The sequence below is a fragment of the Thermomonospora cellulosilytica genome (assembly GCF_014138835.1).
GTDB lineage: Bacteria > Actinomycetota > Actinomycetes > Streptosporangiales > Streptosporangiaceae > Thermomonospora > Thermomonospora amylolytica.
The window spans coordinates 1839327-1851874 of sequence record NZ_JACJII010000001.1 but is presented as its reverse complement, the minus strand read 5'-3'; the positions used below and the strand labels follow the sequence as shown (position 1 = coordinate 1851874).

The window sequence follows — 12548 nt, the reverse complement described above, 5'->3', positions numbered from 1 at the left end:
GACATCTCACCGGTGCGATCAGGACGAAGCGGAGCACCGCGGCAGTCTAACGACCGATGTAGCCGAACAGATGGCCGGCCACCCGGCGCATCTGGATCTCCTCCGACCCCTCGGTGATGCGGTACCGGCGGTGGTGCCGGTAGATGTGCTCGAACGGCTTGTGCCGGGTGTAGCCGAGCCCGCCGTGCACCTGCATGGCCTGGTCGGCGGCCTGGCAGGCGAGCCGGTTGGCCCGGTAGTTGCACATGGAGACCTTGTCGCTGACGTCCATGTGGTGGCGGGCGTCGAGGTCGGCGGCGGTTTTGCGGACCAGGGTGCGCAGCATCTCCGCCTCGGTGTGCAACTCCACCAGCGGCCACTGGACGGCCTGCCGTTCGGCCAGCGGCCTGCCGAAGGCGATGCGCTCACGGGCGTAGGCGACGCTCTCGTCGATGCAGTACTGCGCGACGCCGACCCCGGAGGCGGCCTGCCGGATGCGGTTCTCGTGGACGAACGTCTGCGCGACGGCCAGGCCCATGCCCTCCTCGCCGACGATCGCCGACCCCGGCACCCGCACGTCGCGGAACTCCACCTCGGCATGGTCGGTGGGCATGTTGAACGTCCACCAGTAGAAGGGAATGTGCACGCCCGGCGCGTCGGTCGGCACCAGGAACGCCGTGATCCCGCGGGCCTCCCCCTGCCGCCCCGACGTGCGGGCGAACACCAGGTCGTGGGTGGCGCGGTGCATCCCGGTGTTGAACCGCTTGGCCCCGTTGACGATCCAGTCGCCGCCGTCCCGTACGGCGGTGGTCTCCAGCCAGGTCGCGTCGCTGCCGTGGCCGGGTTCGGTGAGGCCGAACGCCACCGCGCGCTCCCCGGTGATCTGCGGCTCGCAGAACTCCTCCTTCTGCTCCGGGGTCCCGAACTTCCACATCAGCTGCACGACGGGGAAGTTGCCGACGATGCTCGACTCGTCCTGCAGGTCGTTGTGCAGGCCGAGCCCCTGGTGGGCCAGGTGCTCGCGGATGTGGGCCATGCCGAGGTTGGTGCCGTCGCTCCCGCCGAGCTCCTTGGGCAGGGCGTACCGGTAGAACCCGGCGGCGTCGGCGCGGCGGCGGGCCTCGGCGAGCAGTTCCTCCCACTCGGGACGGGGCAGCCCGCCGTTCTCGAAGTCGGTGCGGGCCCACTCGCGCCGGTGGTCGAAGAACCGGATGTTGTCGTCGGCGTCCTCCAGCGGCCTGATCCGCTCGGCGATGAACGCGTCGATGTCGGCCAGCAGGCGGGCGATCTCGGGCGGGGTGGCGTGGTCCACGGGCTGCTCCTCGGCGACGCAAGCGAACGCTTACAGGCAGCCTACGCCTTCAGTCCTCGGCGATCACGATGACCCGGTCGTCGGCCGACAGGGTCAGCTCGGCCGCCTTGTCCGGGTTGAGCACCACCCCGTAGTCCGGCGGCAGGTGGAACCGGTCCCGCCGCCGGTAGCCGATCGCGGTCTCCCCGCGCCGCCGCGCCGCCTCGATCACGGTGGCGAAGTCGGCCCGCGCCCCCGGGCGCAGGTAGTCGGCGGCGGGCTTGAGGTAGATCTCCGAGCCCGCCGGGTCGAGCAGGTCGAAGAACACGTCGTACAGGTGCTCGTTCTCGCTGAGCTGAGTGAGCTTGACTTCCTCCCCACGGCTGAAGCCGGGGGATTCCCGTGGCTGAGGCGCGTTCACACGGCCTCGGTCTCGGGTGGTTGGCGCTTCGCAGACCGCCCAGCGGCGAGGTCTCCACGCCCTGTCACCGCCAGCCCGGCGGCGAGGATGTTCTTGGCCGCGTTGACGTCGGCGTTGGCCTGGTGCCCGCAGGCGCGACATCGGAACACCGCTTGGCTCTCACGGTTGTCCGGGGCGCAATGCCCGCAGGCAGCGCAGGTCTGCGACGTGTACGCGGGCGGCACCCGCACGATGCGGGAGCCGTTGCAGCGGGCCTTGTGCTCAAGAGCTGCCAGCAGCCCGCCCCAGCCCTTCGCCAGAATCGACCGGTTGAGCCCGGCTTTCTGACGGACGCGGGACCCAGGCTGTTCAAGGGTGCCTTTGGCGCTGGCCGTCATGTTCTTGACCTTCAGGTCTTCGACCACCACCAGCCCGTGGTCACGGGTCAGCCGGTTCGCCGTCCACGCCACGAAGTCGGTGCGCCGTGCCCTTACGCGGGCGTTCAGCCTGCCGATCTTCGCCTTGGTGGCGGAGCGCCGCGCCGAACCCTTCCGCTGCCGGGCGAGTTGCTGCTGGAGCCGCTTGAGCCGTACGGCCTCACCGAGGGTGACGAACTCGCGGTCACGCATCCACCCGTCGGAGGTGGCCACCGCAACCGCGACGCCGCGGTCCACGCCGACCGGCGGTTTCCCGTTCGGCGTGGACTCGGCCAGGCCGTCTTCGACGCAGAACGAGATGTACCAGCGCCCGCCATCCTTGAGCACAGTCACGTTGCGCACCATGCCGCCGAGGGGGCGTGTCCAGCGGAAGCGGACCCAGCCAAGCTTGGGCAGTCTCACCCGGCCCCACCGCCGGGAGACGCGCTCCACGGCGATGTGCTTGGGGTCGGGGAAGCGGAACGATGGCGCGTTCTTCCGCTTCGAGCGCCAGCGGACCTTGAAAGTGCCGTGCGTCTTACAGGCTTTCTCCAAGTCACGAAGCGTCTGCTGAAGCGTGTGCGAGGGCGCCTCGGCCAGCCACGGGAAGTCCTTCTTGGCCTCGGCCATCTGCCGGGCCTGCTCCACGTAGCCGATGAACGCCCCACGCCGCCGGTAAGCGCGGCGCTGCTCCAGCCCGGTGTTCCACACCATGCGGCAGGCGTCGCCGACCAGTTCAGCGAAGGTCTCCTGCCCGGGGGTGAACGCCAGCAGATAGCGGCGGCCGGTTAGCATCTGCCAGCTCTTCTGCTGCTCGACATAGCGCTTGACCTCGGAAAGCGGTGCGCCACCGACCGTGGCCACGAAGGAGGAGTTCGTCCACAGCGTCGGAAGCTGCGACTTCAGGTGCGGAAACTCCTCGCGCAGCACGCGGGAGGATCGGCCCTTGATGGGCTTCACCAGCTTCACCCGCACCATTGATTTCACAATCCGTGACCATACACCTGCATACGCGTCACCAGCACAGGAACGGGTCAAGACCTGTGGAGGCCAGTCCCAGCCAGCCGATCAGCGCCGGGGTCCCCCTGGACATGGTGTTGTCGAACCAGTACCGGAACCGGTCCCGCCATCTGATCGGCGCCACCCCGTACCTCCCCCGTCCCCGGGCGGCACGCTAGCAGCGCATGTCCTCCGATTTCGGGACATCGGGCGGATCAGCCTCGGTCCAGCAGGGCGTGCAGATGGTCGCGGAGGACGACGGCCTGGTTGTGCTCGGTGTCCTTGGCGGAGTACAGCAGCGTGACCGGGCCCCTGCGGGCGGCCTCCAGCAGCGGGCGCAGGGCGTCGGGGCGGGCGTCGAGCTCACGGCGGTAGCGTTCGGCGAACTCGGCGAACCGTTCGGGACGGTGCCCGAACCACCGGCGCAGCTCCGCCGACGGGGCCGCGTCGCGCAGCCAGCCGTCGACGCGCAGGTCCTCCTTGCGCCTGCCGCGCGGCCACACGCGGTCCACGAGGAACACCGCGCCCTCGTCCGGCGGCGGGTCGTACACCCGGCGAATCTCGATCATCCCCTTGGGATACCCGGCGGGCCGGGACGAACGTCGGCGCCCGAAAAGGAATTTCCGTGATCAAGAAAATGGGACATGCGGCCATTTTCACGGTATTCGCTTGCGGCCGATAGCGGCACTGCTCAGCATGTGTCCATGAGGGGTCTCGCAGCCGAGCTGCCGACCGGGGTGTGGGACGAGTTCTGCCGGCTGGGAATCGCGCAGAACGCCGATCCGGGGCGGATCCTGCTCCGTCAGGGGGAGACCGCCGACCACGTCGTGGTGCTGCTTTCCGGACGGGTGAAGATCACGCTGGTGGACCGGGACGGGCGGGCGATCGTCCTGGCGGTGCGCGGGCCCGGCGAGGTGCTGGGCGAGATCGCGATGCTGGACGGCGCCACGCGGTCGGCGTCGGTCACCGCGATCGACCCGTGCCGGGTGCGGGTGGTGCCGGTGCCGGTCTTCCTGCAGACGCTGCGGCTGCTGAACGTCGAGGACGTGCTGGTCCGGCACACGCTGCGGCGGCTCCGGGAGAGCGAGCAGCTGCGGCTGGAACTAACCACCCTGCCGGCCAGGCAGCGGGTGCACCGGGCGCTGGTGCGGCTGGCGGTGCCGGCGGTGGCCGGGGCGGGGCCGGTCGACATCGGGCTGACCCAGGCCGAGTTCGGCGAGGCGGTCGGCCTGAAGCGCTCGTCGGTGGCCAGCATGCTGGCGGAGTTCCGGGACGCCGGGCTGATCAGCACCCGGCGCGGCCGGATCGTCGTCGTGGACATGCCCCGGCTGTGCGCCCTGTCCGTGGAATGACCGTTTTCCCGTAACGAACCGATAACCGGCGGCGCTGTGTCCATTTTCGGATACGGGGCCCGATCGGCGCCGCGCAGACTGGCCGCACCGGCGCGGACAATTCGGACCGCCGGTAATTGCCGAACCCAATTCGGGCGATCCTGCACGGCGATCCGGCGTGCATCGCCCCGACGCAGCCTGCCCCTGGAGGCCCCATGCCGCCGGTTCCCCCGCTCGTCGAGCGGTGCGTCCTCGGAGTGGACATCAAGCGTTACAGCGCCCGTACGACCCAGCAGCAACTGCTTATGCAACAGGACCTCGACCGGCTGCTCGGCGAGGCCGCCGCGGCGGCCGGGCTGGACCGGTCGATGTGGGAGCGCCAGCCCGGCGGCGACGGGGAGATCGCCGAGCTGCCGCCGGGCACCGACCTGATCGCCGTGGTCCGGCGGCTGGTGCTCGAACTGGTGCCCCTGCTGGCCGACCACAACGACGGCCACACCCCCGAACGGCGCATCGGGCTGCGGATGGCGGTGCACCTGGACGTCTCGCTCTCGGGTCCGCTCGGCTCCCCCGGGCCCGCGCTGGTGGTCCTCAACCGGCTGCTGAACGCCCGGCCGGTGCGCGACGCCCTGGACGCGTCGCCGTCCGGCCTGGCCCTGATCGTCTCCGCCACCGTGTTCGACCGGGTGGTCCGCTCCGGGCTCGGCGGGCTGCGGCCGGAGCAGTTCCACGAGGTCACCGTGGACCTCCCGGACAAGGACTTCCACCAGACCGCGTACGTCCACGTCCCGGCGGCGCTGACCGCGTCCGGCTGGCGGCCCGGCGCCCCCGGCCCCGGCCCCGACCCCGGCCCGGGTCCCGGCCCGGGTCCCGGAGGCGGGCCGGTGGGCGGCGGTCCCGGCGGCGCGCCGCAGGCTCCCCCGCAGCCGCCCCCGCCGCGACCGGCCGAGCCCGCGAGCCCGCCCGAGGGCGCCCAGTACGGCGGCATCCGCATCGGCCGCCAGCGCGCCGAGCGCGTCGTCTTCGGCGACTACCACGAGGCGCCGCCGCCGGTCGACCACGAGGGCCTGGGCCGCCGGGCGCTGGACGCCGGCAACTACGCCACCGCCCGCACGCACCTGGCCTCGGCCATGGAGACCGCGCCCGACGACCCGGCCCTGCGGTTCCGGCGGGCCCTGGCGCTGCTGGACGGCAAGCGCCCCCATCTGCACTCCTGGTCCGTTCTCGACCAGGTCATCGGGCTGCTGGAGGGGGCCAGGCACGGGCTCCCCGAGGCGATGGCCCTGTGGCTGCTGGTGATCGAGGACCGGCAGCAGTCGTGGCGGCACCGCACCAGGGTGCCCGCCGAGCTGGTCGATCACGTGAACACGCTGCCGCCGCAGGCGGCCGCGGAGATCGTCCGGCACATCACCGCCGCGGAGAACCACGTGTGGCAGCTCCTCGCGGCACGATCAGGAAGGAACACCCCGAGGTGACCACGGTCGACCGCACCGCGACCAGGCGCAAGAAGCGCGTCGAGAAGTACTTCAACAAGACCCCCGACATCCGTGACCTGCGCGTGGCGCAGGCCATGCTGGGCGGCGCGGGGGGCGCCGCCCTGCTGGGGCTGATCATGCTGGCCGCCAGCCCGTTCCTGGCCGTCCTGCTGTTCGGCGGGGCCGCCTACCTCGGGGTGAAGGGCGGCCTGGGCAAGCACGAGTACGACAAGGCGTACGAGAAGGCCGAGCCCAAGCCGACCGACCGGGAGATGGACGACCTGCTCGCCACCGACCTGCTGAAGATCGAGCAGAAGGCGATGGAGTCGCTCGGCCTGACCCCCGACGACCTGGAGACCGCCGGCCACAACTGGGACCCGGTGAACGCGCTGAGCCGCAGCAAGGCGTCCGCCATGCCCCCGGCCAAGCGCCCGATCGTGGTGTACGGGCCGTCGCCGGACAGCGGCTACACCGTGGGCCGGGACGGCATCTGGCGGTTCCAGCGGTACGAGGTCATGGTCATCTGCCCCACCCACCACCACCTGGCGCTCTACCGCAGCGAGCTGAACCTGCTGACCGGCGGGCTGTTCCTGGAGCAGACCCAGGAGTACCAGTACGCCCACGTCGTGTCGGTCTCGACGGTGACGGTCCCGGCGCCGGACGACTACAAGCTGCGCCGCACCGACATGGACGACAAGGACAAGGAGCGCGAGCAGGAGCGCGAGAACCGGGCCCGCGCGCGGGAGGACGAGGACGCGGTCCGCTTCGCCGACGTGGTGCTGCGGCAGTTCACCGTCGGGGTGTCCAGCGGCGGGAACACCTCGGTGACCGTCGGCATCTCCGACAAGAAGAACCCCGAGAACCAGGCCCACCTGCAGGACTCCGGCATCCAGCAGACCATCAACTCGATCCGCCGCGTCCTGCGCGACAAGAACGGCGGCACCTCCTTCGTCGGGGTGTGACCCCGCGAGGCGGCGGGGCGGTCCGTCCGGCGGTCACACCGGGTGGACCACCCCGCCGGGACCGGCCGTCCGGGCGCGCTCCGCTCCCGCCAGATCCCGGTAGCGGGGGCTGGTCTCCAGGAGTTCCTCGTGGACGCCGGTGGCGGTGACGCGGCCGTCGTCGAGCACGACGATCAGGTCGGCGTCCCGCACGCCGCCGGAGCGGTGGCCGATGACCACCACGGCGCACTCGCCGGCGAGCCGGGCGACGGTGCGGCGCAGCAGGTCCTCGTCGCCGGCGTCGAGCCGGGAGGACGGCTCGTCCAGCAGCAGCAGCGCCGGGCGGGCCAGCAGGGCGCGGGCGATCGCGATCCGCCGGCGTTCGCCGCCCGACAGGGCCGCGCCGCGCTCCCCGACCGGGGTGTCCAGCCCCCGCGGCAGCCGCTCCACCAGCCGGGACAGCCCGGCCAGCTCGATCACCCGCTCCAGTTCGGCGTCCCCGGCCCGGGGCACCGCGTAGGCGAGGTTGTCGCGCAGCGTGCCGTACATGATCGGGCAGTCCTGCTCGACCAGCCCGATCGCCGACCGGTAGGCGGAGCGGTCCAGCTCCCGCAGGTCGGCGCCCTCGAACAGGATCCGGCCCCGGTCCGGCTCGTAGAACCGCTCGATCAGCGCGAACACCGTGGACTTGCCCGCGCCGGACGGGCCGACCAGGGCCACGTGGCCGCGCCGGGGGATCTGCAGCGACACCCCGCGCAGCACCGGCCGGTCCGGCGCGTACCCGAACCACACGTCGCGGAACTCCAGCAGCACCGGGCCCTCGGCGGGCCGCGCCTGCGGCGGCACCCCGTCGCCGTCCGGCTCGCGCGGCCACGACAGCGCCTCGCCGACCCGCCGCAGCGCCCCCGACCCCTGCTGGACGACGCTGACCGCCTCGAACAGCGACCCCAGCGGCCCGGCCAGGAACACCACGTACATCAGGAACGCCACCAGGTCCGCCACCGAGGCGTCGCCCGCCGCGACCCGCGCCCCGCCGACCAGCACCACCAGCAGGAACGAGCCGGTGACCGCCAGTTCCCCGGCGGGCCCCGCCACGGCGTCGAGCCGGGCCGCCCGCACCCCGGCGGCACGGGCGGCCCGCGCCCGGCGGGCGATCCGCGCGGCCTCCCGGCCCTCGGCCCGCGCCGCCCGGACGGTGCGGATCGCGCCGAGCGCCCGCTCCAGGTCGGCGGCCATCTCGCCGGTGGCCTGCCGGCCGTGCAGGGACAGCGTGCGCATCGCGCGCAGCGCCCCGGCCGGCACCGTCACGGCCGCCGCGACCATCGCCGCGACCATCGCGAACAGCACCCGGTCCAGCCAGATCATCAGCGCCACCGCCCCGGCCAGCCCGATCGCCCCGGCGACCAGGTCGGTGAACCCGGTGGCGACCATCCGGCGCAGCGCCGCGGCGTCGGTGGCCGCCCGGGCGATCAGGTCGCCGGTGCGGTGCCGGTCGTACACCGGCATCCGCAGCCGCAGCAGGTGCTCGGCCAGCGCCTCCCGGACGGCCAGCACCACGCCCTCCCCGGTGCACGCCAGCGTGTACCGGCGCAGGCCCGCCGCCAGCGCCTGCGCCAGGAACAGCGCGACCAGCGCGGCGAGCGCGCCCCAGGCGGTCCGGCCCGTTCCGGCGTCCTCGATCACCCGGCGGACCAGCAGCGGCTGCGCCAGGCCGAACGCGGACGCCGCCAGCGTCAGGACCGCCCCGGCCGCCACCGGGCCGCGATGCCGGGCGACCAGGCTCAGCAGACCGGCGTGCATCGCGCGGCGGTCATATCGGTCCGCGGCTTCATCGGGGCACCTGAACGGAGGTTCTGCGATGCTTCATGAAATCCTTTCCATCGGCCCTCGCGAACATCACCGGAAACGCTCGTGTCCTGCATGCGAGCAGGTCCTGCCCGACCAGGTCGAGCAGGCCCCGCAGCGACTGGCACCAGCGAGTTTCGCCACCTCGGCGGGCCTTGTCCAGCGCATGCGGAAACCACCGCGAGCCACCCGGAAAACACTTTCCCGGACACAGCGGAACGGCAACAGTTCGGCAAAGCGCGCCATTCCTCCGGTTGAACGCGCCATGGCGGAACAAAGATGTGGCGCCCGCTCCGGCACGGCGGTCCGGCCCGGCACATTGCGCCCGGTGCCACAGTTCCGTTCCGCACCGATGGTCTGTAATGGGAGGGTCATCTGTGTCCGGCGGCCCGAGAGGAGCCCGGCGATCATGGAAAGCGGTGCGTTCGGCGGGCGGGACGGATGGCGGCCCGCGGGCAAGTGCGCGCTGTTCGTGTGCGACGTGGCGGGCTTCACCGACCGGGCGCGCCCCGAGCACGCCCGCGAGCGCATCCGGACCGAGCTGTACGGGATGCTGCAGGAGAGCTTCGAGCGGTCCGGGCTGCCGCCGGAGTCCTGCTACCACGAGGACCGCGGCGACGGCGTGCTGGTGGTGCTGCCGCCGCACCTGGACCCGGCGCTGCTGGTGCATCCGCTGATCGACCGGCTGCGCGGGCGGCTGCAGAGGTACGACGACCTGGCCTCCGAGGTCGCCCGGATCCGGCTGCGGGTCGCGCTGCACCTCGGGCGGGCCAAGGCCGACGCCCAGGGCCTCGTCGGAGCCGACGTCGACCACGCGTTCCGGCTGCTGGACGCCCCGCAGTTCAAGACCGAGCTGCGCGAGTCGGACGCCCTGCTGGGCGTGCTGGTCTCCCAGGCCCTCCACGACGAGGTGATCCGTGACGCCCACGACCTCATCGACCCCGACCTGTTCCGGCCGCTCCCGGTGAGCAACAAGGGGACCGAGACCACCGGCTGGCTGCGGCTGTGCGGGCGGCCCAGGCAGGTCGCGCCGGGTTCCGCGCTCCCCGCGACCCCGGACGCCGTGGTCCCCGAGCCGGCCGCCCCGGCGCCGTCCCACGAGTCCCCGCTGCCGCCGGACTGGTACGTCGAGCCCACGGTGCGGGGGCTGTTCGAGGTGGTGGACCGGCTGCTGGACATCCCGCTGATGGTGACCCCCGAAGGCCGGAGCCAGGTGGTGGAGTCGCTGCCGCGGGAGATCCGCATCCGGATCGCCCGGCGCCCGCAGCCCCACATGGACGGCATGTCGATCGTCCGGACCTGCGCGGAGTATCCCGGCGGGCTGCCCCGGCTGCTGCTCTACGTGCGCGCGTTCGCGGGGCCGACCCCGCAGGTGATGGCGCTGCAGGAGGCGATCGCGCGGATCGGCGAGGACGGCTGACCCGCCCGTCCGCCCGGTCCCCGACCGTTTTGCCGTCTGTATGCCCGGCCGACCGAAGAGGCGTTCTTTTCCGCGTCTTGGCGATGGGCACAGGACGTCCGGGTAGGTAGCGGTCACCGATGCACCGGCCGGCATCGACCTCCTGAATCCGTGCGTGCGGGACGTTCCGCGCATCCCGCCACGCCCGCGTCCGGAAGGGAGTGCCATGCCGCTGCGCGATTTCCCGTGCCGGGACACCGCCGTCGACCTGGGCAGCCGCACCGCCCGGGTGCACGTCCGGGGGCGGGGGGTGGTGGCCGTCACGCCGTCCCTGCTGGCGCTGGACGACGCCACCGGCAGATGCCTGGCGGTCGGCGACGAGGCGATGGACCTGCGCGCGCAGGTGCCGCTGGGCGTCCGGTTCGTGTGGCCGTTCGAGGGCGGGGTGCCGGACGAGGTGGGGACCGCGCGGCGGCTGCTGCGGCACCTGCTGCGCCGCGCCCACCGCCGCCGGTACATGACCAGCCCGCGGATGGCGGTGGCGGTGCCCAGCGAGATCACCGACGTGCAGCAGCACGCGCTGGCGTACGTGGCCGGCAGCGCGGGGGCCCGGTCGCTGACCATGGTGCCGACCCCGCTGGCCGCCGCGCTGGGCGCGGGGGTCCGGCTGGACGAGCCGCCCGCCGTGCTGATGATGGACGTGGGCGCGGTGACGACCGACATGGCGGTGCTGTCGCTGGGCATGGTCGTCGTCGCCCGGACGGTGCGGGTGGGCGGGCAGGACCTGGACCGGGCGATCGTGGACTACGCGCGGCGCGAGCGGGGCGTGCTGATCGGCCTGGACACCGCCGCCGGGGTCAAGCGGCGGATCGGGGCCGCCGAGTGGCACGACCACGTGCTGGTGCACGGCCGCGACCCCGACACCGGGGTGCCCCGGCCCGTCGTGCTGACCGCCGCCGAGATCGGCGCGGCGGTCGAGTCCCCGCTGCGCACCCTGGTGGGGGCGATCCGCTCGCTGCTGGAGCGCTGCCCGGCCGAGATGGTCGTCGACCTGACGGACGGCGGCATGGTGCTGACCGGCGGCGGCGCGCGGCTCACCGGCCTGCCGGACCTGCTGTCCGAGCGCACCGGGCTGCCCGCCCGGGTGGCCGAGGACCCGGCGTCGGCGGTGGTGCTGGGCTGCGCCGCCTGCCTGGCCGGGGTGCCGGCGTTCCGGCCCCGCCGCGAGCCCCGGCGCGACCGGCGGCAGGGCTTCCTGGCCGCCCCCCGCAGCCTCTAGCCGGCCACCCGGCCGCTCGTCCGGTCGGGCCGTTCGGTCAGGCTGGCGCCGCTGTCGGGGTCGAACAGGTGGAGCGACTCCGGGGAGAACCAGACCTTGAGCGGACGGCCCTCGGCGGCGGCCGACCTGGGGTCGATCCGGGCGGCGAGCTGCACGCTCTCGGCCATGTCCTGGGTGCCCCGGTCCCGCGACAGCGCCTCCAGATGCTCCGAGCGGGCCGTCTCGGCGGCGCCCAGGTCGAAGAAGGCGATCTTCTCCGCGCCCAGCGACTCCAGGATGTCCACGGTGCCGGTGTAGAAGGCCCCTGGCTCCCGGCCGCGCACCAGCTCGGCGTCCTCGAACGCCTCCGGCCGGATCCCCACGATCACCCGGCGCGGCTCCAGCGCGTTGCGCGGCATCCGCGACCCCAGCGGGATCATCCCCAGCGGCGTGCGGATCCCGTCGATGGTCAGCTCGCCGGACAGGAAGTTCATCGGCGGCGACCCGATGAACCCGGCCACGAACAGGTTGCGCGGGTGGTCGTAGAGCTGCTGTGGCGTGCCGACCTGCTGCACCACCCCGTCCCGCATGATCACGATCCGGTCGCCCAGCGTCATCGCCTCCACCTGGTCGTGGGTGACGTAGACGGTGGTGGTGCCCAGGTCCTTCTGCAGCCGGGAGATGGTGGTGCGCATCTGCACCCGCAGCTTGGCGTCCAGGTTGGACAGCGGCTCGTCCATCAGGAACGCCCTGGGGCTGCGCACGATCGCCCGGCCCATCGCCACCCGCTGCCGCTGCCCGCCCGACAGCTGGGACGGCTTGCGGTCCAGGTACGGGGTCAGCCCCAGCAGCCGGGCGGCGTGCTCGACCTTCTCCTCGATCGCCGCCCTGTCCATCCGGGCCAGCTTGAGCGGGAACCCGATGTTCTGCGCCACGGTCATGTGCGGGTACAGCGCGTACGACTGGAAGATCATCGCGATGTCGCGGTCGCGGGGGGCGCGCTCGTTGACCCGCTCGCCGTCGATCCGCAGTTCGCCCTCGGTGATGTCCTCCAGCCCGGCGATCATGTTCAGCACGGTGGACTTGCCCGAGCCCGACGGGCCGACCAGGATGACGAACTCCCCGTCGGCGATGCGCAGGCTGAAGTCGGCCACGGCCACCGTGTCGCCGTACCGCTTGGTCACCTTGTCCAGCACGATCTCGGCCACGGTCGG

The 12548-nt window shown here is 72.8% G+C and carries 12 protein-coding genes and 1 pseudogene; 5 read left to right on the top strand and 8 right to left on the bottom strand.

Annotation, left to right across the window (positions count from 1 at the left end):
- Window positions 1-46 precede the first annotated feature (46 nt).
- From HNR21_RS08930 to HNR21_RS08910, 6 genes and pseudogenes are all read right to left on the bottom strand, one after another.
- Window positions 47-1291, bottom strand: a complete 1245-nt coding sequence (locus tag HNR21_RS08930; RefSeq protein WP_182704821.1) for an acyl-CoA dehydrogenase family protein — start codon at window positions 1289-1291, stop codon at window positions 47-49.
- A gap of 49 nt (window positions 1292-1340) precedes the next feature.
- Window positions 1341-1691: a hypothetical protein gene (locus HNR21_RS08925; protein WP_233358894.1), complete on the bottom strand. Its 351-nt coding sequence runs from the start codon at window positions 1689-1691 to the stop codon at window positions 1341-1343.
- Complete coding sequence (locus HNR21_RS08920) at window positions 1688-2881, bottom strand: RNA-guided endonuclease InsQ/TnpB family protein (RefSeq protein ID WP_182708550.1); 1194 nt, start codon at window positions 2879-2881, stop codon at window positions 1688-1690. The genes HNR21_RS08925 and HNR21_RS08920 overlap by 4 nt, the downstream gene beginning before the upstream one ends.
- 9 nt (window positions 2882-2890) lie before the next feature.
- Window positions 2891-3052 (bottom strand): annotated as a pseudogene (locus HNR21_RS08915) (IS200/IS605 family transposase); the annotation flags it as partial.
- 49 nt (window positions 3053-3101) lie between these two features.
- Window positions 3102-3230 (bottom strand): hypothetical protein, encoded by a 129-nt coding sequence (locus HNR21_RS35930; RefSeq protein WP_281402031.1) that lies wholly within the window; start codon window positions 3228-3230, stop codon window positions 3102-3104.
- Window positions 3231-3300: 70 nt separating this feature from the next.
- A complete protein-coding gene (locus tag HNR21_RS08910) occupies window positions 3301-3654 on the bottom strand; it encodes a DUF488 domain-containing protein (protein ID WP_182704820.1) in 354 nt (117 codons plus the stop codon).
- 135 nt (window positions 3655-3789) lie between these two features.
- Here HNR21_RS08910 and HNR21_RS08905 point away from each other — a divergent pair, with 135 nt between their 5' ends.
- The 3 genes from HNR21_RS08905 to HNR21_RS08895 all read left to right on the top strand — a co-directional run bounded on the left by HNR21_RS08905 (window position 3790) and on the right by HNR21_RS08895 (window position 6853).
- Window positions 3790-4437 (top strand): Crp/Fnr family transcriptional regulator, encoded by a 648-nt coding sequence (locus HNR21_RS08905; RefSeq protein ID WP_220500096.1) that lies wholly within the window; start codon window positions 3790-3792, stop codon window positions 4435-4437.
- Between the two features lie 194 nt (window positions 4438-4631).
- Entirely contained in the window at window positions 4632-5891 is a 1260-nt protein-coding gene (locus tag HNR21_RS08900) for a hypothetical protein (protein WP_182704819.1), read from the top strand.
- Complete coding sequence (locus tag HNR21_RS08895; protein ID WP_182704818.1) at window positions 5888-6853, top strand: hypothetical protein; 966 nt, start codon at window positions 5888-5890, stop codon at window positions 6851-6853. The genes HNR21_RS08900 and HNR21_RS08895 overlap by 4 nt, the downstream gene beginning before the upstream one ends.
- A gap of 33 nt (window positions 6854-6886) precedes the next feature.
- Here the strand turns inward: HNR21_RS08895 and HNR21_RS08890 are convergent, their stop codons facing one another.
- On the bottom strand, window positions 6887-8632 hold the full coding sequence (locus tag HNR21_RS08890) for an ABC transporter ATP-binding protein (RefSeq protein WP_182704817.1): 1746 nt from the start codon (window positions 8630-8632) through the stop codon (window positions 6887-6889).
- A 454-nt stretch (window positions 8633-9086) separates the two neighbouring features.
- Between HNR21_RS08890 and HNR21_RS08885 the strand changes: the two genes are divergently transcribed.
- Together HNR21_RS08885 and HNR21_RS08880 are read left to right on the top strand one after the other, a co-directional pair.
- Window positions 9087-10097, top strand: a complete 1011-nt coding sequence (locus HNR21_RS08885) for an effector-associated domain 2-containing protein (RefSeq protein ID WP_182704816.1) — start codon at window positions 9087-9089, stop codon at window positions 10095-10097.
- A gap of 205 nt (window positions 10098-10302) precedes the next feature.
- Entirely contained in the window at window positions 10303-11355 is a 1053-nt protein-coding gene (locus HNR21_RS08880) for a rod shape-determining protein (protein WP_182704815.1), read from the top strand.
- On the opposite strand, the gene HNR21_RS08875 is transcribed toward HNR21_RS08880, so the two are convergent.
- Window positions 11352-12542 carry an ABC transporter ATP-binding protein gene (locus HNR21_RS08875; RefSeq protein ID WP_182704814.1) on the bottom strand — a complete coding sequence of 397 codons (1191 nt, stop codon included), beginning with the start codon at window positions 12540-12542 and terminating at the stop codon, window positions 11352-11354. The two genes, HNR21_RS08880 and HNR21_RS08875, sit on opposite strands and share 4 nt — an antisense overlap.
- Window positions 12543-12548: the final 6 nt, after the last annotated feature.